The organism is uncultured Azonexus sp. (assembly GCF_937982035.1).
Lineage (GTDB): Bacteria > Pseudomonadota > Gammaproteobacteria > Burkholderiales > Rhodocyclaceae > Azonexus.
Genome location: NZ_CALJNI010000012.1, coordinates 155,256 through 176,774, shown reverse-complemented (window position 1 = coordinate 176,774; position 21,519 = coordinate 155,256). Strand labels below are relative to the sequence as shown.

Sequence of the window (21,519 nt, the reverse complement as noted above, 5' to 3'; positions counted from 1 at the left end):
CCCCAGCTAGGGGGCACATACCTATTTCAAAGGCAGACTGATGTCGAACCCCAACACGCTCCCGGAAACCCTCGAATTGCCGCTGCTGCCGCTGCGCGATGTCGTCGTGTTTCCGCACATGGTCATTCCCCTCTTCGTCGGCCGCCCCAAGTCGATCAAGGCCCTCGAAATGGCCATGGAGGCCAGCAAGCAGATCATGCTGGTGGCCCAGAAGTCGGCTGCCAAGGACGAACCGGAAGCCGATGACCTGTACCGCATCGGCTGCATGGCCAACATCCTGCAGATGCTCAAGCTGCCCGACGGCACCGTCAAGGTGCTGGTCGAAGGCACGCAGCGCGCCCGCATCGAGGCCATCGACGTCCAGTCGTCCGTGTTCATGGCCACCGCCGTGCCGCTGGCCCAGACCGGTGCCGAAGATCACGAGATCGAGGCGATGCGCCGCGCCGTGGTCGCCCAGTTCGACCAGTTCGTCAAACTGAACAAGAAGATTCCGCCGGAAGTCCTGTCGTCGATCACCGGCATCGAGGACGCCGGCCGCCTGGCCGACACCATCGCCGCCCACCTGCCGCTCAAGATCGAGCAGAAGCAGGAAGTGCTGGAGATGGACAATGTCCGCGAGCGTATCGAACGCCTGCTCTCGCAGCTGGAAGCCGAAATCGACATCCTGCAGGTGGAAAAGCGCATCCGTGGCCGCGTCAAGCGCCAGATGGAGAAGAGCCAGCGCGAGTATTACCTGAACGAACAGGTCAAGGCGATCCAGAAGGAACTCGGCGAAGGCGAAGAAGGCGCCGATCTGGAAGAGCTGGACAAGAAGATCGCCGCCGCCGGCATGAGCAAGGAAGGCCTGGCCAAGGCGCAGGGCGAGCTGAAGAAGCTGCGCCTGATGTCGCCGATGTCGGCCGAAGCCACCGTCGTGCGCAATTTCATCGAAACGCTGATCGGCCTGCCGTGGCGCAAGAAGACGCGCATCAGCAAGGACCTGCGCGCCGCCGAGAAGATTCTCGATACCGATCATTTCGGCCTGGAAAAGGTCAAGGAACGCATCGTCGAATACCTTGCCGTGCAACAGCGCGTGGACAAGGTCAAGGCGCCGATCCTGTGTCTGGTCGGCCCCCCGGGCGTCGGCAAGACCTCGCTCGGCCAGTCGATCGCCAAGGCGACCAACCGCAAGTTCGTGCGCATGGCGCTCGGCGGCGTCCGTGACGAAGCCGAAATCCGCGGCCACCGCCGTACCTACATCGGCTCGATGCCGGGCAAGATCCTGACCAGCCTGACCAAGGTCGGCGTGCGCAATCCGCTGTTCCTGCTCGACGAAGTGGACAAGCTCGGCCAGGACTTCCGCGGCGATCCGTCGTCGGCCCTGCTCGAAGTGCTCGATCCGGAACAGAACAACACCTTCCAGGACCATTACGTCGAAGTCGATTTCGATCTTTCCGACGTGATGTTCGTGGCCACCGCGAATACGCTGAACATCCCTGCCCCGCTGCTCGACCGGATGGAAGTCATCCGCCTGTCCGGCTACACCGAGGACGAGAAGGTCAACATCGCGATGCGCTACCTGCTGCCGAAGCAGATGAAGAACAACGGCGTCAAGAAGACCGAACTGGTCGTCGCCGAGAGCGCGATCCGCGACATCGTCCGTTACTACACCCGGGAAGCCGGTGTGCGGGCGCTGGAGCGCGAAATCTCGAAGATCTGCCGCAAGGTGGTCAAGACGCTGGTGCTCAAGGCCCGCGACAGCAAGATCACGGTCAATTCGCGCAACCTCGACAAGTACCTAGGCGTTCGCCGCTACAGCTTCGGCATGGCGGAGAAGGAAAACCAGGTCGGCCAGGTCACCGGGCTGGCGTGGACCGAGGTCGGCGGCGAACTGCTGACCATCGAATGCGCCAACATGCCGGGCAAGGGCAACATCATCCGCACCGGCTCGCTCGGCGACGTGATGAAGGAATCGGTCGAAGCCGCCCGCTCGGTCGTGCGCGCCCGTGCCCGCCGCCTGGGCATCAAGGACGAGGTGTTCGAGAAGACCGACATCCACATCCACGTTCCCGAGGGCGCCACGCCCAAGGACGGCCCGTCGGCAGGCATTGCCATGACCACCGCCCTGGTTTCGTCCTACACGGGCATTCCTGTGCGTTGCGACGTGTGCATGACCGGCGAGATCACCCTGCGCGGTGAGGTGCTGGCCATCGGCGGGCTCAAGGAGAAGTTGCTGGCTGCCGTGCGCGGCGGTCTGAAGACGGCGCTGATCCCGGAAGAGAACGTCAAGGATCTGACCGAAATGCCGGAAAATCTCAAGAATCGCATCGAGATCGTGCCGGTGAAATGGATCGACCAGGTCCTCGAACGGGCGCTGGAAAGCATGCCGGAACCCCTGCCGGAGCTTGTTTCTGGCACGCCTGAACTGGCGACGCAAAACGAGGAATCGGTGAAAAACACGCTGCTTACCCATTGATTTCAAAGGCGCGGATGCTGTTGTCTTGCCAACAGCATCCGCAAGCAGCCTGCAGGGCCGCCCGAATCGGCTCAAAATCCGCTTGACACAAGGATTTCGGGGACGCTATAAATCGCCCCTCACAGGATTTTTCACCACTCCAAACCTATCTCAGGGGACTTACATGAACAAGACTGAACTGATCGATCAGATCGCCACCTCGGCCGACATCTCCAAGGCTGCTGCCGGCCGCGCGCTGGACGCCGCCGTTGAAGCCATCAAGGGCGCCCTCAAGGCCGGTGACAGCGTTAACCTGATCGGTTTCGGCACCTTCTACGTCGGCGAGCGCGCTGCCCGCACCGGTCGCAACCCGCGCACCGGCAAGACCCTGGAAATCAAGGCTGCCAAGTCTCCGAAATTCCGCGCCGGCAAGGGCCTCAAGGACGCCGTTAACTGATATAATGCCGCTCCTTCTGCGCTGGCAGCAGATGGGTGCTTAGCTCAGTTGGTAGAGCGTCGCCCTTACAAGGCGAATGTCGGCGGTTCGACCCCGTCAGCACCCACCAAATTCCAAAACCCCGCTCCGGCGGGGTTTTTTATTTCCGCTATTTTCCCGAAACCCCTTGCAATCTCTGGCAAGGCCCGTATAATGCGCGGCTCTGACAGCGCGCCCGTAGCTCAGTTGGATAGAGTATCTGGCTACGAACCAGAGGGTCGGGCGTTCGAATCGCTCCGGGCGCGCCATTCAGAAACTGGAACATCCTTTTGGGATATTCCGCATTTGTTCAGACAGCGCGCCCGTAGCTCAGTTGGATAGAGTATCTGGCTACGAACCAGAGGGTCGGGCGTTCGAATCGCTCCGGGCGCGCCAGTCGACAAAAAAAGCACCCATCGGGTGCTTTTTTGTTTTCCGCCTCCCGGATCTCAGCTTTCGCCCTCCTCCCCGCTGCGGAACATCGCCGGTGTCAGGTCGTACTTCTGCAGCAGACGGTACAGCTCGGTACGGTTGCGGTCGGCGATCCGTGCCGCGTCGGCAACGTTGCCGTCGGTCAGCTTGAGCAGGCGAACCAGGTAATCGCGTTCAAAGCGCTGCTTGGCCTCCGCATAGCTCAGCGCCTCCATGGTCGGTGCCCGCAAGGCGCGTTGCACCAGGGAGGCAGGAATCAGCTGCGTCGAGGTCAGCGCGCAGCATTGCTCGACCACATTGAACAACTGACGCACATTGCCCGGCCAGCTGGCTGTGGCCAGCGCCTCGATCGCATCCGGAGCGAATCCGTTGATCGGCTTGCCGTATTTCTTGGCCAGCAGGCGCAGGAAATGCGCCGCAAGCAGCGGAATGTCCTCGCGCCGGTCATCGAGACGCGGCAGGGTCAGGGAAACGACATCGAGGCGATAGTAGAGGTCCTCGCGGAACAGGCCCTGCGCCATCGCCGCCTCCAGATCGCGATGCGTGGCCGAGATCAGGCGCACATCGACCGCCTCCGCCTGCGTCGCGCCAACCGGCCTGACCGCCCGCTCCTGCAGCACGCGCAACAACTTCACCTGCAGCGCCAGCGGCATGTCGCCGATTTCATCGAGGAACAGCGTACCGCCATCGGCGGCCTGGACCAGGCCGCGGCGGGCCGTGGCCGCGCCGGTGAAGGCACCGCGAACGTGGCCGAACAACTCGGATTCGAGCAGCGGCTCGGGAATGGCACCGCAGTTGATGGCGATGAAGGGTTTCTGGGCCCGCGGGCTGGCCCGGTGAATAGCTCGCGCCAGGACTTCCTTGCCGGTACCGCTTTCGCCGCGAATAAGCACGCTCGCGTCGGACGCCGCGATCATCCGGGCATCGGCCATCAGTTCGGCCATTTTTGAGCTGCGATAGACGACCCCTTCCGCCCACTTCTCGTCACCGGCGGCCGCCGCCTGGCCGGTAGCCGCCGCCGACAGGGCCAGGGCCTGGTCGATCTTGCCGAGCAGGGTCTGGCTGTCGAAAGGCTTGGTCAGGTAACCGAAGACGCCGCGCGACGTGGCATCGACGGCATCGGGTATGGTGCCGTGCGCGGTCAGCAGGATGACCGGCAGGCTGGGGCGGGTCACGCGCAGTTCCTCGAACAGCGAAAGCCCGTCGCGACCCGGTAGGCGGATGTCGCTGACAACGACACGCGGGGGATCGATGGCGATCTTGGTCAGCCCCTCTTCCGCAGAACTCGCCGCGGTGACGCGAAAGCCACGCGCCTGGAGGCGCATGGTCAACAGGCGCAGGATATCTTCGTCATCGTCGATGACCAGGATGTGCGCGCCGCTTGCGGCCTGGGCAGTCATGGCGTTCTCCCGGAGGGCAGCGGGCGACCGGGCAGGCTGCGTTCGATGTTGGCGAGCCGTTCGAGCTTTTCCTGAAGCTCGCCAACCCGGCGCTGGCTATCCCGTAACTGTGTGGCTTGCCGCTCGACCTGCTGTTCCAGACGCTGGCGTTCGAGCAATTGCTCGGCCAGCAGGGCAGCCAGCGGACGCAAGGCCTGCGCCGCCGGGTCGGTCGACTTGACGATGCCGTCGGCCAGGGCCAGGGCTCTCGCCAGATCGCCGTTGCCGGTCCGGGGTTGCGCCAGCAGCAAGGCCAGGCGGAGTTGGGCGCCAGGATCGCCGCTGACGCTCACCAGGCGATTACGCTCGTTGACGTTCTGTGGCATCGGCAACTGCAGCACCGACAGTCGGTACGCCAGTGCTGCCGCCTGTGCGTCCTCATGGGCCTGGGGCACCAAGGGCCCCGGCACCACCGGCACTGCCGCCGATGTCGCTGGCGCGACCGGCGCCTTGTCGGACAATCCGGCGCAACCGGCTGCCAGTATCGCCGTCAGGCTGACGGCCATGCTCAACTTACTGCTCATCGGGAATCTCCACGCGAAAATGCGCGCCCTGTCCGCGGTTCAGCAGACGGACGCTACCGCTCATCGCACCGGCGAGTTCGCGGACAATAGAAAGGCCGACGCCGCTGCCGCGGCGCTCGACGGGAGCGCGCAGGCGCCCCTGGACAAAGGGTTCGAAAATCCGTTCGGCGTCTTCTTCGGCCACACCGCAGCCCTGGTCGATGCAATCGAAACACCAGGCATGCTGGAGGCGTGCTGCATGCAGTTCGATCTTTCCACCCTGCGGGCTGAAGTCGATGGCGTTGGCCAGCAGGTTGTCGAGGATCAGTGCCATCTTGTCGGCATCGAGCCGGGCCAGCCCGGGGTCGGCCCGGCAAGCGATTTCCAGGGTCCGGGCCTGGGCCGCCAGCGCGTGTCGCTGCGCGGCCTCAGCCAGCAGAAGCGACGGCTCGACCGGGGCCAGGTTGAGCTGGCGTGCGTCGAAAGCCGCCGCATTGAGGCCGAGCAGGCTCTCGATCCGCCCCTGCAGACCGCGGACGTTCTGGGTCAGGATGCCGACCACTTCCCGCTGGCCGGGCGACAAGGGCCCCGGCACTTCCTCGTCGAGCAGCGCCACCCCTTCCTTGAGGGCGGTCAGCGGGGTTTTCAGTTCGTGCGACACATGGCGCAGGGTCTGCTGACGGTCGGATTCGAGTTCGGCCAGGTGCTGGCGCAGCCAGTCGAGGCGCCGCCCCAGGCGACGCAAGTCGACCGGCCCGCCGACCATCACCGGATCGTCGAAGCGGCGGGCACCGAGCCGGCGGATCGCCCGGTCGAGCTGACGCACCGGGCGTAGCAGCCACCAGCCCATGGCCAGCGCGACGGCCACCGCGCCGAGCAGGGAGAGCACCAGCTTGGCCCCCAGTTGCAGACGGTGCCGTTCGAGTTCGTCGAGCAGCAGCGCGTTCTTCTGCTCGATCCAGCGCTTGCTCGCCTCGGCAATCTGGTTGTTCAGCGCCCCCAGGCGATCCAGCATGCCGGCGATGTCGTGCTCGGTCCGCTCGCCCTGGCGGTTGAGCTTGCGATTGACCGAGGCCGCCACCAGACGCCACTCCCTGGGCACATCGCCGAGCGCCTGGCCGGCCAGCGTTTCGATCTGTGCCAGTTGCTGGAGCGACTCGTCGAGATGCTCGCGGAAGCGCTCGCGCAAATCGGCATCGCCAAGAATCAGGTACTGCCGGGCACTGCGCTCGAGGTCGACGCTACGCTCTTCCAGGGTCTGCACCGCGGCTGTCAGTGCCAGCGCATGTGCGGTGTTGTCCCGGTTCTGACCGACCATTTGTTCGAGCAACAGCCAGCCATGGATGGCAACACCGCCGAGCAGGGCGACGATGAATACAAAGCCGACCAGCATGCCCTGAAGGAAGGAAATCCGCTTCATCCAAATCCATCCATTTATATTGATAAATCAACAACATGCAAACCATGTTGGAATTCAGCGACATTTTATCCCGGCCTGGGATTGAACTCTCGTGAGCGCACCGAAAAAACACGTTGGATTTTAGCGACAAGCCTGCCGGGCAGCAATTTGTCCCCTCCTCGCCGACAAGGACTGGTCATTTTCGGAACACCCTCGTACACTCTGACGTTTCGTCATTGTCACAAGGCACCACCATGGCTCAATACGTAATGTCGATGCTGCGCGTCAGCAAGATCGTCCCGCCCAAGCGGCAGATCATCAAGGACATTTCCCTGTCCTTCTTCCCCGGCGCCAAGATCGGCTTGCTCGGCCTGAACGGCGCGGGCAAATCGACCGTGCTCAAGATCATGGCCGGCGTGGACAAGGAATACGACGGCGAGGTCCAGCACCTGGCCGGCGTGTCGATTGGCTACCTGCCGCAGGAACCGCAACTCGACGCCGACAAGACCGTGCGCGAGGAAGTCGAATCGGCGCTCGGCGAAGTCATGCAGGCGCAGGCCAAGCTCGACGAGGTCTATGCCGCCTACGCCGACCCGGAAGCCGACTTCGACAAACTGGCCGAAGAACAGGCCCGCCTGGAAGCGATCATCGCCACCGCCGGCTCGGATACCGAACACCAGATGGAAATCGCCGCCGACGCGCTGCGTCTGCCGCCCTGGGACGCCAAGATCGGCGTCCTGTCCGGCGGCGAGAAGCGCCGTGTGGCCCTGGCCAAGCTGCTGCTCTCGAAGCCCGACATGCTGCTGCTCGACGAACCGACCAACCACCTCGACGCCGAATCGGTCGAATGGCTGGAGCAGTTCCTGGTGCGCTTCCCGGGCACCGTGGTGGCCGTCACCCACGACCGCTACTTCCTCGACAACGCTGCCGAGTGGATTCTCGAACTGGACCGGGGCCACGGCATTCCGTGGAAGGGCAATTACTCGTCCTGGCTGGAGCAGAAGGAAGCCCGCCTGGAAACCGAAAACAAGCAGGTCGACGCCCACATGAAGGCGATGAAGCAGGAACTGGAATGGGTGCGCAGCAACCCGAAGGCGCGCCAGGCCAAGTCCAAGGCCCGTCTGGCCCGCTTCGAGGAAATGTCCTCGCACGAATACCAGAAGCGCAACGAGACCCAGGAAATCTTCATTCCGGTCGGCGAGCGCCTGGGCGACCAGGTCATCGAATTCAACAACGTCAGCAAGTGCTTCGGCGACAAACTGCTGATGGACAACGTCAGCTTCACCATCCCGCCCGGCGCCATCGTCGGCATCATCGGCCCGAACGGCGCCGGTAAATCGACGCTGTTCAAGATGATCACCGGCCAGCAGAAGCCGGATTCGGGCGAAGTGAAGATCGGCCAGACGGTCAAGCTCGCCTACGTCGACCAGTCGCGTGACTGCCTCGACGGTTCGAAGACGGTGTTCGACGAACTGGCTCAAGGCAGCGACATCCTGCAGATCGGCAAGTTCGAGATGCCCAGCCGCGCCTACATCGGCCGCTTCAACTTCAAGGGCGGCGACCAGGGCAAGCTGGTCGGCAACCTGTCCGGCGGCGAACGCGGCCGCCTGCATCTGGCCAAGACGCTGATGTCCGGCGGCAACGTGCTGCTGCTCGACGAACCGTCCAACGACCTCGATGTCGAAACCCTGCGCGCGCTGGAAGATGCCCTGCTCGAATTTCCGGGCTGCGCCATGGTCATCTCCCACGACCGCTGGTTCCTCGACCGCATCTGCACGCACATCCTGGCGGCTGAGGGCGATTCGCAATGGACCTTCTTCCCGGGTAACTACCAGGAATACGAAGAGGACAAGCGCCGCCGTCTGGGCGAAGAAGGCGCCAAGCCCAAGCGTATCCGCTACAAGCCGATCACGCGCTGAGCGCGATCCGCAAAACAGAACGGGCGCCATTTCGGCGCCCGTCTTTCTTTTTCCTGCCCCGCTTTTCGCGGAACAGCGAAACTCAGTGCTTGAGGCTGGCGGAGAAAACCGCCTTGCTCTTCTCGGAGAACTGGAACTCGCTGAAGGCGCGTTCGATTTCAGCGACATTGCTGCCGGCGGTATGGTCCTCGAAGCTGATGCCGATGCTCTTGCCGTTGGCGGCCAGCGTCTGGAAAGCATAGCGCCAGCGTTGCGCTTCGGCCAGGCGCTCGCGCAGCTCGGCTTCATTGGAAATCACGATACCGGCCTTCTTCAGGGAATCCAGGAATTGCTCGAAGGATTCGTTGCTCAGACTTCCCATTTGTTGTCTCCTAAACGATGTTACCAATAACGACATATTCGGTGTCCGGTTGACACTCGGGTCTTGTGCAGATGAATGCGATAATCGTGCCATGTCGAAGAAACCTCATCCGCCCACCACCCCTGCCGCCCTTCCGGAGATCCGTCCCGGGCAGTCGATCGAGCTGCTCAAGGAACTGCACATCCTGACGCGCGACGGCAAACTGAACCAGGACAGCCGCCGCAAGCTCAAGCAGGTCTACCATCTCGCCCAGTTCATCGAGCCCCTGCTCGATGGCATGGAAACCCTGGTCGATCACGGCGCCGGCAAGTCCTACCTCGGCTTCATCCTCTACGATCTGTACATCAAGAGCCGTGCCAGCGGCACCGTGATCGGCATCGAGACGCGCCAGGAGCTCGTTGATAAATCAAGGGAACTTGCCCAGCGACTGGATTTCCCGAGGATGCAGTTCCTGGCCTGCACGGTCGAGGAATCGATGACCTCGGACGCGCTGCCGGCCCGCGTCGACGTCGTCACCGCGCTGCACGCCTGCAACACCGCGACCGACGACGCGATCCGTTTCGCGCTGACGCGACAGGCCAAACACATCGTGCTGGTGCCCTGCTGCCAGGCCGAAGTGGCGGCGACGATGCGCGCCCGCAAGGCCGAATCGCTGGCGCAGACACCGCTCGCCGAACTGTGGCGGCACCCGATCCACACCCGCGAACTGGGCAGTCATCTGACCAATGTGCTGCGTTGTCTGTTGCTGGAATCCCACGGCTACGACGTCACCGTCACCGAACTGGTCGGCTGGGAACACTCGATGAAGAACGAACTGATCATCGCCAGCCAGCGCGGCAAGCCCCGCCGCAATGCGCGCGAGCGTGCCGAAGCCATCCTGCGCGAGTTCAATATCGAGGAACTTGCCCCCCGTTTCACCTACTAAGGCGCCATGACGCGAATCCAGCACCCCCTCGAACTCCTGGCCCCGGCCAAGAACGCCGACTTCGGCATCGAAGCCATCAAGCACGGCGCCGATGCCGTATACATCGGCGGACCGGCTTTTGGCGCCCGTTACGGCGCCGGCAACTCTGTCGGCGAAATCCAACAGCTGTGTGAATTCGCCCACCGTTTCCGGGCCAAGGTCTTCGTCGCGCTGAACACCATCCTGCACGACAGCGAACTGGAAGACAGCCGGCAACTGGCCTGGCAGTTGTACGAGGCCGGCGTCGATGCCCTGATCATCCAGGACATGGGCCTGCTTGAACTGGATCTGCCGCCGATTCAACTACATGCGAGCACCCAGACCGACATCCGCAACCCGGCCAAGGCGAAGTTCCTGGAAGATGCCGGCTTCTCGCAGATCGTCCTGGCGCGTGAAATGAGCATCGCCGAAGTGCGCCAGGTGGCCGACGCGACGACGCTGGCGCTGGAGTATTTTGTCCACGGCGCGCTCTGTGTCGCTTATTCCGGACAATGCTTCATCAGCCACGCCCACACCGGCCGCAGCGCCAATCGCGGCGAGTGTTCGCAGGCCTGTCGGCTGCCCTATACGCTGGTCGACGACAAGGGCAAGACGATCACCGAGAACCAGCACCTGCTGTCGATGAAGGACAACAACCAGTCCGACAACCTGCGCGCGCTGGTCGAGGCCGGCGTCTCCTCGTTCAAGATCGAGGGCCGCTTGAAGGACCTGTCCTACGTCAAGAACATCACCGCGCATTACCGCACGCTGCTCGACGAAATCATCGCGACCGACCCGCGTTACGTGCGCGCTTCCAGCGGCCGTTCGACCTTCACCTTCACGCCGCAGCCGGAAAAGACCTTCAACCGCGGCTACACCGACTACTTTGCCAATGACCGCCAGGACGACATCGGCGCCTTCGATTCGCCGGCCTTCGTCGGCGAGCCGATTGGCGAGGTGGAAGAGATCGGCGACGGCTGGCTCACAGTCAATACCGGCGAAACCTTCCACAACGGCGACGGCGTCTGCTTCCACGACGCCCACGGCGACGTGCAGGGGATGCGCATCAACCGGGTCGAGGGCAGGAAACTCTTCCCGATGGACATCCCGGCCGACTTGAGCGAAGGCACCACCCTGTTCCGCAACCGCGACCAGGAATTCGAGCGCGCGCTGGAAAAGGATTCGGCCGACCGGCGCGTCAGCGTCAAGGCAGTTTTCGCCGAGCAGGCCGACGCTTTCGTGCTGACGCTGAGCGACGAAGACCAGGTCAGCGTTTCCGTCACCCTGCCCCGCGACGAGCGGATCGGCCGCGAACTGGCGCAGAACCCGGACGCCGCGCTGGCCAAGCTGAAGGAAAATCTCGGCAAGTTCGGCAACACGATGTTCGTCGCCGAAGCGGTCGAGCTGCAACTGAGCCAGGCCTGGTTCCTGCCGGTCGGCGCGATCAACGCACTGCGCCGCGAAGCGGCGGAAAAACTCGAAGCCGCGCGCATCGCCAGCCATCCGCGCCCACCGCGCGCGGCACCGGCAGCCGACCCCGTGCCCTACCCGCAGGATGAGCTGACCTACCTCGGCAACGTGTTCAACAGCAAGGCCCGCGCCTTCTACGAGAAGCACGGCGTACGGCTGATCGACGAGGCCTACGAGGCCGGCAACGAAAAGGGCATGGTCTCGCTGATGATCACCCGCCACTGCCTGCGCTATAGTTTCAACCTCTGTCCGAAGGAGGTGAAGCACTTGAAGCCGGACCCGATGACGCTGATCAACGGCAACGAAAAGCTGATCCTCAAGTTCGACTGCAAAGCCTGCGAAATGCACGTGATCGGCAAGATGAAGAAAGGCGTCACCCTCAACCTCGGCAGCATCCGCCCGACCGCCAGTTGCGGATGAAACCGACGCCCTGCCCTTCGTGCCGGCAGCCGATGGAGAAGCGGCGCTTCGAGCGCATGCACCACGGCGAAGTCGTCATCGACCTGTGCTTTCACTGCCACGGCATCTGGTTCGACGAATTCGAAAGCGTGCAGATCACCCCGGGCGGCGTCATCGAGCTGTTCCGCCTGATCCACGAGCACCGCGACCGGCAGCGCCTGCCGCTGCGCGACGTGCTGCACTGCCCGCGCTGCGACGAGCGGCTGCTGCACGGTCTGGACCGCTCCAGGCACGGCGGCCAGTTCAACTACCATCGCTGCCTGCAGAAGCACGGACGGTTCACACCTTTCGCCCAGCTGATGATCGAAAAGGGTTTCGTCCGCCAGTTGAGCGACAGCGAGATCGACGAACTGGCGCGCAGGGTCGGCACCGTGCGCTGTACCGGTTGCGGCGCCCCGGTCGACATCCGCCAGGATCACGCCTGCCGGCATTGCCGCGCGCCCATCGCCATCCTCGACCCGGACGCGGTGGATAAGGCGCTGTCCCGCTTCGACCATGCCGAAACCCGGCGCACCACCCGCGACGTCGAAATGCTCGGCGACGCAATCATTCTCGCCGAACGCGAAAAATCGCGCTACGATCGGGAACAGCGCCAGCAGCGCAACCAGATGGACATCGGCGACCTGATCGTCTCCGGCGTCGACATGCTGTGGCGGGTCTTGCGTCGTTGAACAATCGGCCTGCAGCAGCGCGAATCTGCAAGGCGTTAGCGACCGAAGTGTCGCAGGAGAGAGACTTTGCCACTGGTCGCAAACCAGAAAACCATCCCGAGGATACACCTCGTCGGCACGCTGCTGATCGTGCTGTTGCTGACCTTTGCCCTCGCCGGTTTCTACTCCTGGCAGAACCGCCATGACGCGAATTTGTCGCTTGCCCGCATTGAGCAGGCACTCAACGAACAGACCGAGGCCCGCCTGAAGGCGGAAATGCGCAACGCCATCACCGCGATCGAAGTTACCCGTAAAAGGACGGAAACCGTCCTGCGCGAAAGCATCACGCTGCAGGTCGATAACGCGATACAGATTGCCGAAGCCATTCACCAACGTGAGTCGTTGCGCCGCCCAGCCGCTGAAGTCAAGAAGCTGATCATCGAGGCACTTCGCCCTGTACGTTTCTACAACGGCCGCGGTTATTTCTTCATCGACGACATGAACGGCCAGTTCATCCTCCTGCCAACCGCTCCTCAGCTTGAAGGCATCACCAACCTCGACAACCAGGACGATACCGGCCACTACATCATGCGCGGCCTGATCGAGGCGGCGCGCAAACCACGCGGCGAAGGGTTTTCTCGCTATCGCTGGTACACACCGGACAACCCCAAGGTCATGGCGGACAAACTGGCCTATGTGCGCTATTTCGAACCTTACGACTGGCTGATCGGCACCGGTGACTATCTCTACGAATGGGAGGAACAGCAGAAGCAAATCGCCATGCAGCGCCTGCGTGCCCATCATTTCGGCGAAACCGGTTACACCGGGTTGATCGACGCCGATGGCCGCTCGCTGATCTCGCCCTCCGATCCTTCGCTGGAGGGCAAGGACAGCACGACACTGCCGGGTCTCGCCGGCGAAGTGCTGGACAAGTTCAAGGCGGTTGCGCAACAGGGCGGCGGCATCGTCCGCTACCAATGGCCACGCGAAGGCAGCGGCAAACTGGCTGCGAAAACGGCTTACATCCAGAGCTATGCTCCCTGGAACTGGATTGTCATCACCACGGTTTTCGATGACGAACTACGTTCGGCAGTGGCGGCCGAACAGGCACGGTTTCACGAGATATCGGCACAGCAGGGGCTGAACATCGTTCTTGCCGCGCTGGCCGCCCTGCTCCTCGGCCTGGGCGCCTCCTGGCTGTTCTCGCGCTGGACGCGCGAACTCTTCAATACCTACCACCAGAACAATCAGAAACAGCAGGCCGCATTGCGCGAGAGCGAAGCACGTCTGGCCACCATACTCGACAGCGTCGCCGCCTACATCTACATCAAGGATCCGGACTACCGCTACACCTACGCCAACCGTCTGGTGCGCGAATTGTTCGGCCGGGAGATGGACGGAATACTCGGGCACGACGACAGCGAATTCTTCGACCCGAAAACCGTTGCCAACCTCAGGGGCAATGACCGGCGTGTCATCGAAGGCGGCGAACGGGTCACCGAAGAGGAAATCAACACCACCGTTGACGGCCGCATCACCAGCGCCTTCCTGTCGATCAAGCTGCCGCTGCGCAATGCCCAAGGTGAAATCTATGCGCTGTGCGGGATTTCGACCGACATCACCGAACGCAAGCAGGTTGAAATCGAACTGCAGCAGTACCGCAACCACCTCGAACAACTGGTTTCTTCCCGTACCGCCGAACTGGCGCAGGCAAAGGAAGCGGCTGAGGCGGCCAATCGGGCAAAGAGTACCTTCCTGGCCAACATGAGCCATGAAATCCGCACGCCCCTGAACGCCATCACCGGCATGGCCCACATCCTGCGGCGTGGTGGCCTGACCACCCAGCAGGCCGACAAGCTCGACAAGATCGAGAACGCCGGCAGCCACCTGCTCAGGATCATCAACGACGTGCTCGACCTGTCCAAGATCGAGGCCGAAAAATTCGCCCTGGAAGATGCCCCCGTTCATGTTGAAGCCCTGCTCGGCAGTGTCGTCTCGATCCTTGGCCAGAAGGCCCGGGATAAGGGACTGCGCTTCAACATCGAAACCACGGTCTTCCCCCATCACCTCAGCGGCGATCCCACCCGGCTGCAGCAGGCGCTGCTCAACTACGCCGGTAACGCCATCAAGTTCACCGACACCGGACACATCACCCTGCGCGTGGCCCAGGAAAGCGAAACCGACGACACCGCCACCCTGCGTTTTGAAGTCGAGGATACGGGTATCGGCATTGCCCCCGAAATCCTGCCCAGGCTGTTCAACGCTTTCGAACAGGCCGACAATTCGACCACGCGCCAGTATGGCGGTACCGGCCTGGGACTGGCGATCACCCGGAAAATCGCCGAATTGACCGGCGGCAGTGCCGGCGTCAGCAGTACGCCGGGCCAGGGCAGCACTTTCTGGTTCACCACCGTCCTGAGGAAAACCCGCGAAGCCGCCGAGCATGCCGCCACCGGAATCGACCCTGCCGAGCAGGCGATCCAGCACGACCATGCGGGGAAATCCATCCTGCTGGCTGAGGACGAACCGATCAACGCGGAAATCGCCCAGATGCTGCTCGAGGATGTCGGGCTCAAGGTCGATGTGGCGGAAAATGGCCGACAGGCGCTGGAAAAGGCCCGCTCAGGTCGCTACGCCGCGATCCTGATGGACATGCAGATGCCGGAAATGGACGGACTGGAAGCCACACGACAAATCCGGCAATTGCCCGACTACCAGACTATCCCCATCCTGGCCATGACGGCAAATGCTTTTGCCGAGGACAAGGAGCGCTGCCTGGATGCCGGCATGGACGACTTCATTGCCAAGCCGGCCAAACCGGGCGTGCTTTATACGACCTTGTTGAAATGGCTTGAATCAGGCCGGGATTCAGCCTGACTCGGGGAAGACCAAACCGACGCGCCTCAGGCAGCGCGAGCACTCAACAGCGTTTCAGGTGACAACTGGATCGATTGCTCACCGCTGGCCAGCCAGATCGTGCCTTCCTGAATGGTGCAGGAGAGTTTCATCGTCCGTTCGGCCAAGCGGCCCAGGGCCTGGGTTTCTTCGGCGCTCAGGCGCAGCACCGTGAGATTGGAAAAACGGCTCAGCAGCGGCCCCGTCTGCTGCCACCAGACATCGACGGCACGCGCGCCGTAAGCCAGCACGATGGCGCGGTCAGCCTTGTTGCAGCCTTTGCGGATACGGCTTTCGTCGGGCTGGCCGAGTTCGATCCAGGTCCGCAGCACGCCGGACGGGTCGACTTCCTGCAGGGCACAATCGTCGTCGCTGGACAGCCCCTTGCTGAAAGCGAGGTCGGGCCCGGCGAACATGGCGAAGGCGAGGATGCGGGCCATCATCCGGTCGTCGGTCTCCGAGGGATGGCGGGCAACCGTCAGCGGGTATTCGGCAAAATGTCCGCGATCAAGATCGGATACCTGCAATTCGGCCTTGAAGACCGTGGATTTGAGCGCCATGACCAGCCCCGGAAAAAGGCGCGATTATCCCATGACGACGCTGCCAAAGCAGACTACGATGAGTGCTCTTACCCGACCGGAGACGCCGCCATGAAAACCTCCCGTATCGCCCTGAGTCTGCTCGCCGCTTGCATTGCCTCGACCGCCGCAGCCGCCGACGTGCCCAAGCGCAAGTCGGGCCTTTGGGAAATCCGCACGCAGATGTCCGGAATGCCTCCCGGCATGCCCGGCCAGGGGCCGATGCAGATGTGCATCGACCAGAACAGCGACAATGTGATGAACGATGCTTCCGGCCCCGGTGGCAAGCCGGATTGCCCGGTCATGCAGATCAAGCCGGGCGCCGGCAAGATGACAATCCACTCGGTCTGCCGGCACGACGGCACAACGGCGACGACCGATGCCGAGATCACCGGCGACTTCAACCGCAGTTACCGCAGCGACATGGTCACCCGCTTCAATCCACCGCAGGACGGAATGAAGGAAATGAAAATGGTTCAGGAGGCCCGCTGGCTCGGCCCCTGCCAACCGGGCCAGAAGGCCGGCGACGTGATCATGCCGGGGATGGGCAAGTACAACATGCAGGAAATGATGAAAGGCCGGCAGCCGCCGCGCTGAAACGGCAAAGCATGGTGATCCAGGCGGTCGACCGCAAACGCTGCGCGAGTTGTGAGCGCTGGACCGGTCCGCGCCAGACGGGCGACAGCCCGGACACGGTAAGCGTCGAGTCGGAAACGGTGACCGGTCTGTGCGAAGGTGGCGGCTGGCACGGCTCCGAGCGCCGTGCGCGTTCGGCCTGCGGTCACTGGTTGCGCTGGCAGGCGCTCAGCCGAATATCCGGGCCAGATTGCGCGAGCGCGCTTCGATCCGGCCAAACAGGAAATTGAAGTCGTCGTTCCAGTCGATGCCCAGCACATCGCAGGCGGTTGCCGATACGTGACGCACGCTGGCGTGATTGTGGGAGTCGATGTTCAACGCATTGACCACCGCTTCGCCCAGATGCGTCACCGCGATCAGCTTGTCGGCCGGCGGGTGCGCATCGTGGTGATGCTGGATGGCGGCGATGACCGGTGCCGGCAGATGCCAGGCGGTACCCAGCAGACGGCCGATGGTGCAGTGATCGAGGCCGAAGTGCCAGATTTCGGCGTCAAGGATGTCGAGGTCGGGCGCCTGCTCCATGCTCATCCGCACCATCTGGAATTCCAGCGGATGGCAACGCGCCATCCACAACTGGCCGATGTCGTGCAGCAGCCCGCAGACCAGCGCGAAATCACGGGAACAGTGACCGATCCGCGACAATTCCTGAGCGGCCACGCCCACGGCGATGCTGTGCTCCCAGAAATGGCTGCCCATGCCGCTTTCGCGCGAGAATTTCGCCAGGCTGACGGCGAGCACGATTTCCCGGAGCTTCGACAGGCCGATCAGCGAAACGGCGACCTGCATGTCGCGCAGGTCACGCTGGGTCCGGCCCGCCATGACGGCCGCGTTGGCAATCGACAGGACGCGCGCGGTGATCACCGGGTCGCGCTCGACCAGCTGGATCAGGGCGCCCATTGCCGCGTTCTCGTCGTCCAGGGTTTCCAGGATGTCATTGACGACGGTGGGAAAGGCCGGCAACAGGTCTGCCCGTTCGATGATCTCGCTTTCCTTGAGATGCAGTGGCATCAGAGGCTCCGGTAGGCCAGGACGGCTGCGTGCAATCCGGCCACCGCGGGCCGTTCCATGTCGGCATTGGCGAAGATGCGCTGCAGCTGCGCCGCATGGGCTGCGAGTTCGGCCGCACGGTCTTCGTCGCTGCGTGGGTCTTCCTCGGCAATGCAGGCAAACTCCCCGCCGCGCCGGGCAATCTGGCAGAGATTGTCCTCGGTGAGCACATGGCCGGCCGGCAAGGCAAAGTTGGTGACACCATGCTCGGCGATGGTCAGCGAAGCACCGAGCACCATGCCCTCGGCAAGCTCGTTCAACGGGAGATAACGCAGACGCTGTTTCATGACTGTCACAAATGCATTCTGTTTGTTATTTACGACATATTTTGAGTTTTATTAATAACAAGGTCAAGGAAATCATTGCGCATCGATCACTATATAATCGGACGCTGATTAATCACCGACCAGACCATGATGCGCCGCTTCCTCATTGCTTCAAGCATAGCCTGCTTTTGCCTGTTTGCCCGAGCCGAAGTCGTCGATATCGACAACCGGGAACTCGCCCGTCTGCTGCAGGAAGGTGTGCCGGTCATCGACATCCGCCTGCAGGCCGAATGGGAGCAGACCGGGATCGTTGCCGGCAGCCACCTGCTGACCTTCTTCGACGAGCGCGGCCGGGCCAATCCCGGGGCCTGGCTGGAGAAAGTCAAACCGATTGCTGCAGCCGACCAGCCGGTCATCGTCATCTGCCGCACCGGCAACCGGACCAAGGCGGTCAGCCAGTTCCTGTCGCAACAGGCCGGTTACACCAAGGTCTACAACGTGCGCGCCGGCATCATGGGCTGGCTGCGCGCGGGCGGGCCGGCCATTCAGGCAAACCAGTCGATTGCGGCCTGCCGCGCGGCGAAAACCTGCTGATCGCCAATAACCCTACGCATCCCGTTGTTGTTTTTTCCTGAAACTTCGGCGATAGTGCGTTTTCGCTGAACTTTCAATCCTCCGATCCGATGAACGCTTACACCGCCTTCCGCTCCGTTGCTGCCCGCGCAGTCTCGCTGCTGGTCGTCGTACGCGTCATTAGCGTAGGCGTCGTTACGCACGCGCCGTCGCGGATCGGGTAAGCAGAAGCAGCAGACAGTTTCCCCAAACCCCGCCGGCGCAACCGGCGGGGTTTTTGTTTGAGCCTCCCGGAACCGCCAGAACCCCAGGAGCCTCAGATGAGCGAAACCCCCAACGAAACCCTCACCGGTGCCCAGATCACCGTACGCCTGCTCGAACGCCAGGGCGTGCGCCTGGTCACCGGTTATCCCGGCGGCGCGATCCTGCCGATCTACGACGCCCTCGGTCAGTCGACCGCGATCCGCCACGTCCTCGCCCGCCACGAACAGGGCGCCGGCTTCATCGCCCAGGGCATGGCTCGTGTCTCCGGCGAAGTCGCCGTCTGCATGGCCTCCTCCGGCCCCGGCGCGACCAACCTGCTGACCGCGATTGCCGACGCCAAGCTCGATTCGATCCCGCTGGTCGCCATCACCGGCCAGGTGCCGAAGGCGATGATCGGCACCGACGCCTTCCAGGAAGTCGATACCTACGGCCTGTCGGTCCCCATCACCAAACACAATTTCCTGGTCTCCTCGACCGAGGAACTGCTCGATGTCATCCCACGCGCCTTCGCCATCGCCGCTTCCGGCCGCCCTGGGCCGGTGCTGATCGACATCCCCAAGGACGTGCAGAGCCGCGCCATCGAGGTCACCAACTGGCCTGAACCCGGTCGTCGCAACCTGCCCGCGGCCGCCGACGGCATGGCCCTGGCCGAAGCCGCTTCGCTGATCGCCGCAGCCAAACGCCCCCTGCTCTATCTCGGTGGCGGTGTCATTCATGCCGGTGCTTCCGGACTTGCGCTTGAACTTGCCGAAAAGTCGACGCTGCCGACCGTGATGACCTTGATGGCGCTCGGCGCGATGCCGGTCGACCACCCGCTGTCGCTGGGCATGCTCGGCATGCACGGTGCCCCCTACACCAACCTGGCGCTCGACGAATGCGACCTGCTGATCGCCGTCGGCGCCCGCTTCGACGACCGCGCCACCGGCAAGGTCGCGGCTTTCTGCCCGCAGGCGAAGATCATCCACATCGACATCGATGCGGCGGAACTCGACAAGATCAAGACCGCCCACGTCGGCATCGTTGCCGATGTCGCCGAGGCGCTGACCCGCCTGCTGCCGCTGGTGCCGGAAAATCCGCGCAGCGAATGGAATGCCCGGATCGACGCGCTGAAGGCCGAACATCCGCAACCGCTACCCGGCGTCAACGACCCGCGCTCGCACTTCGGCCTGATCCGCGCCGTCGCCGCCTGCCTCGACGATGACGCCATCGTTGCCACCGACGTCGGCCAGCACCAGATGTGGGCCGCGCAAGCCTACCCGCTGCGCCGGCCGCGCCAGTGGCTGACTTCCGGCGGTCTGGGCACGATGGGCTTCGGCGTCCCGGCCGCCATCGGCGCCGCCCTCGCCGCGCCGGAACGCACCGTGGTCTGCTTCACCGGCGACGGCTCGATCCTGATGAACATCCAGGAACTGGTCACCGCCGCCGAGCAGCGCGCCAACGTCAAGATCGTGCTGATGAACAACGCCGTTCTCGGCCTGGTGCACCAGCAGCAGACGCTGTTCTACGGGCAACGCTTGTTCGCTTCGGAATTCCAGGCCATGCCCGATTTCGTCGCCGCCGCCCGGGCGCTTGGCATCGCCGCCGTCGATCTCGACCAGGCGGCGAATCCCTGCGCCGCACTGGCCGATGCCTTCGCCCGCCCCGGCCCGTGCCTGATCCACGCCGGCATCGACGCCGAACAGAAGGTCTATCCCATGGTGCCCCCCGGCGCCGCCAACCGTGACATGATCGGAGCCCAGGCATGAACGCTGTCAGCCGTAACGAAAACCAGGCGCTGTCCCGCGCCGTGCTGGAAATCGACGTCGCCAACCATCCCGGCGTGATGTCGCATGTGGTCGGCCTGTTCTCGCGCCGCGCCTACAACGTCGAAGGCATTCTCTGCCTGCCGGTCGGCGACGGCCGGCAGAGCCGGATCTGGCTGCTGGTCAACGAAGACCAGCGGCTGCCGCAGATGATCCGGCAGGTCGAAAAGCTGGAGGACGTCAGCGCGGTGCGCCGGCATCATGCCGACCACGCCGTGTTCACCGACCTGGAAGCGTTCTTCCAGGCCTGACGGACGAAAAAAAGCGCGCCGGTTCGCAGGAACCGGACGCGCTCGAGAGGTGGTTTGAAAAGTCCTAGTCCTTGCTGCCGCTCACCGGCGGATGGAAGACCTGCGGCGGCGCGCCGTCGGCGTTGATCACGGTGATCGACTGATCGACCTCGGGCAGCTTGTGGGCGATCCCCTTGTGGCAGTCGATACAGGTCTTGCCGTCGTTGAACGCCTGCTGGTGGGTGTTGGCACCACGACGACCCTGGGCACCGTAGTCGAAATACTCGAAGTTATGGCAGTTACGGCATTCCTGCGAGTTGTTCGCCTTCATCCGCTCCCATTCGCGGGTGGCCATGGTCAGCCGGTGCGCTTCGAACTTCTCCGGCGTATTGACGACACCGGTGATCTTGCCCCAGACCTCCTTGCTCGCCTGGATCTTGCGGATCATCTTGGGCACCCATTCCTTGGGCACGTGGCAATCGGAGCAAACGGCCCGGACCCCGGAACGGTTCGAGTAATGGATGGTGTTCTGGTATTCCGCGTACACGTTGTCCTTCATTTCGTGACACGAGATACAGAACTTCTCGGTATTGGTGTATTCCATCGCGGTGTTGAAACCGCCCCAGAAGATGATGCCGGCACCGAACAGACCGAGCACCGTGACCACGCCGATACCGGCAACCCAGCCACGAACCCTGCCAATCAGCCCTGCAGGCTTGTTGTTTTCCATGATTCTTCTCCGTC

General features: G+C 63.1%; 19 protein-coding genes and 3 tRNA genes. 14 read left to right on the top strand and 8 right to left on the bottom strand.

The features are described 5' to 3' along the window. The first annotated feature begins 40 nt into the window (after positions 1-40). The 5 genes from lon (at position 41) to Q0799_RS09970 (ending at position 3,305) form a co-directional block, all read left to right on the top strand. Complete coding sequence (gene lon, locus Q0799_RS09990; RefSeq protein ID WP_298397874.1) at positions 41-2,455, top strand: endopeptidase La; 2,415 nt, start codon at positions 41-43, stop codon at positions 2,453-2,455. A 163-nt stretch (positions 2,456-2,618) separates the two neighbouring features. Next, on the top strand, positions 2,619-2,891 hold the full coding sequence (locus tag Q0799_RS09985; RefSeq protein WP_028995053.1) for an HU family DNA-binding protein: 273 nt from the start codon (positions 2,619-2,621) through the stop codon (positions 2,889-2,891). Between the two features lie 33 nt (positions 2,892-2,924). After that, positions 2,925-3,000: transfer RNA gene (locus Q0799_RS09980), tRNA-Val, on the top strand. A gap of 101 nt (positions 3,001-3,101) precedes the next feature. Beyond that, positions 3,102-3,178: transfer RNA gene (locus tag Q0799_RS09975), tRNA-Arg, on the top strand. Between the two features lie 50 nt (positions 3,179-3,228). After that, positions 3,229-3,305, top strand: a tRNA-Arg gene (locus tag Q0799_RS09970). Positions 3,306-3,358: 53 nt separating this feature from the next. On the opposite strand, the gene Q0799_RS09965 is transcribed toward Q0799_RS09970, so the two are convergent. Genes Q0799_RS09965 through Q0799_RS09955 form a run of 3 tightly spaced genes read right to left on the bottom strand, consistent with a single transcriptional unit; the run spans position 3,359 to position 6,703 of the window. Then, positions 3,359-4,741 (bottom strand): sigma 54-interacting transcriptional regulator, encoded by a 1,383-nt coding sequence (locus Q0799_RS09965; protein WP_298397870.1) that lies wholly within the window; start codon positions 4,739-4,741, stop codon positions 3,359-3,361. After that, a complete protein-coding gene (locus Q0799_RS09960) occupies positions 4,738-5,304 on the bottom strand; it encodes a permease (RefSeq protein WP_298397867.1) in 567 nt (188 codons plus the stop codon). The genes Q0799_RS09965 and Q0799_RS09960 overlap by 4 nt, the downstream gene beginning before the upstream one ends. Further along, entirely contained in the window at positions 5,294-6,703 is a 1,410-nt protein-coding gene (locus Q0799_RS09955; RefSeq protein WP_298397864.1) for an ATP-binding protein, read from the bottom strand. Before Q0799_RS09955 ends, Q0799_RS09960 begins: the two co-directional genes overlap by 11 nt. Positions 6,704-6,936: 233 nt before the next feature. Here Q0799_RS09955 and ettA point away from each other — a divergent pair, with 233 nt between their 5' ends. Next, positions 6,937-8,601 (top strand): energy-dependent translational throttle protein EttA, encoded by a 1,665-nt coding sequence (gene ettA, locus Q0799_RS09950; protein WP_298397862.1) that lies wholly within the window; start codon positions 6,937-6,939, stop codon positions 8,599-8,601. An 82-nt stretch (positions 8,602-8,683) separates the two neighbouring features. Here ettA and Q0799_RS09945 read toward each other — a convergent pair whose 3' ends face one another. Beyond that, positions 8,684-8,962 carry a hypothetical protein gene (locus Q0799_RS09945; RefSeq protein WP_298397858.1) on the bottom strand — a complete coding sequence of 93 codons (279 nt, stop codon included), beginning with the start codon at positions 8,960-8,962 and terminating at the stop codon, positions 8,684-8,686. Between the two features lie 91 nt (positions 8,963-9,053). On the opposite strand from Q0799_RS09945, the gene Q0799_RS09940 reads away from it, so the two are divergent. The 4 genes from Q0799_RS09940 to Q0799_RS09925 all read left to right on the top strand — a co-directional run bounded on the left by Q0799_RS09940 (position 9,054) and on the right by Q0799_RS09925 (position 15,361). Further along, the gene (locus Q0799_RS09940; RefSeq protein ID WP_298397856.1) at positions 9,054-9,887 is read left to right on the top strand and encodes an SAM-dependent methyltransferase; all 834 of its coding nucleotides are present in this window, start codon (positions 9,054-9,056) and stop codon (positions 9,885-9,887) included. A gap of 6 nt (positions 9,888-9,893) precedes the next feature. Continuing rightward, on the top strand, positions 9,894-11,795 hold the full coding sequence (locus Q0799_RS09935) for a U32 family peptidase (protein ID WP_298397853.1): 1,902 nt from the start codon (positions 9,894-9,896) through the stop codon (positions 11,793-11,795). Further along, positions 11,792-12,505, top strand: a complete 714-nt coding sequence (locus Q0799_RS09930) for a zf-TFIIB domain-containing protein (RefSeq protein ID WP_298397850.1) — start codon at positions 11,792-11,794, stop codon at positions 12,503-12,505. The genes Q0799_RS09935 and Q0799_RS09930 overlap by 4 nt, the downstream gene beginning before the upstream one ends. 66 nt (positions 12,506-12,571) lie before the next feature. Then, a complete protein-coding gene (locus tag Q0799_RS09925; protein WP_298397847.1) occupies positions 12,572-15,361 on the top strand; it encodes a cache domain-containing protein in 2,790 nt (929 codons plus the stop codon). Between the two features lie 26 nt (positions 15,362-15,387). Here Q0799_RS09925 and Q0799_RS09920 read toward each other — a convergent pair whose 3' ends face one another. Further along, positions 15,388-15,939: a YaeQ family protein gene (locus Q0799_RS09920; RefSeq protein ID WP_298397843.1), complete on the bottom strand. Its 552-nt coding sequence runs from the start codon at positions 15,937-15,939 to the stop codon at positions 15,388-15,390. Between the two features lie 90 nt (positions 15,940-16,029). Here Q0799_RS09920 and Q0799_RS09915 point away from each other — a divergent pair, with 90 nt between their 5' ends. After that, on the top strand, positions 16,030-16,554 hold the full coding sequence (locus Q0799_RS09915; protein WP_298397840.1) for a DUF3617 family protein: 525 nt from the start codon (positions 16,030-16,032) through the stop codon (positions 16,552-16,554). 207 nt (positions 16,555-16,761) lie between these two features. Here the strand turns inward: Q0799_RS09915 and Q0799_RS09910 are convergent, their stop codons facing one another. Further along, a complete protein-coding gene (locus tag Q0799_RS09910) occupies positions 16,762-17,601 on the bottom strand; it encodes an HDOD domain-containing protein (protein WP_298397837.1) in 840 nt (279 codons plus the stop codon). Then, the gene (locus Q0799_RS09905; RefSeq protein ID WP_298397834.1) at positions 17,601-17,927 is read right to left on the bottom strand and encodes a hypothetical protein; all 327 of its coding nucleotides are present in this window, start codon (positions 17,925-17,927) and stop codon (positions 17,601-17,603) included. The genes Q0799_RS09910 and Q0799_RS09905 overlap by 1 nt, the downstream gene beginning before the upstream one ends. A gap of 126 nt (positions 17,928-18,053) precedes the next feature. On the opposite strand from Q0799_RS09905, the gene Q0799_RS09900 reads away from it, so the two are divergent. The 3 genes from Q0799_RS09900 to ilvN all read left to right on the top strand — a co-directional run bounded on the left by Q0799_RS09900 (position 18,054) and on the right by ilvN (position 20,796). Further along, a complete protein-coding gene (locus Q0799_RS09900; protein ID WP_298397831.1) occupies positions 18,054-18,500 on the top strand; it encodes a rhodanese-like domain-containing protein in 447 nt (148 codons plus the stop codon). A 299-nt stretch (positions 18,501-18,799) separates the two neighbouring features. Next, positions 18,800-20,488 carry an acetolactate synthase large subunit gene (gene ilvB, locus Q0799_RS09895; RefSeq protein WP_298397826.1) on the top strand — a complete coding sequence of 563 codons (1,689 nt, stop codon included), beginning with the start codon at positions 18,800-18,802 and terminating at the stop codon, positions 20,486-20,488. Then, positions 20,485-20,796, top strand: coding sequence for an acetolactate synthase small subunit (gene ilvN / locus Q0799_RS09890; RefSeq protein WP_028994991.1), 312 nt, complete (start codon positions 20,485-20,487; stop codon positions 20,794-20,796). The genes ilvB and ilvN overlap by 4 nt, the downstream gene beginning before the upstream one ends. Before the next feature lie 64 nt (positions 20,797-20,860). Here the strand turns inward: ilvN and Q0799_RS09885 are convergent, their stop codons facing one another. Continuing rightward, entirely contained in the window at positions 20,861-21,505 is a 645-nt protein-coding gene (locus Q0799_RS09885; RefSeq protein ID WP_298397822.1) for a NapC/NirT family cytochrome c, read from the bottom strand. Positions 21,506-21,519 lie beyond the last annotated feature (14 nt).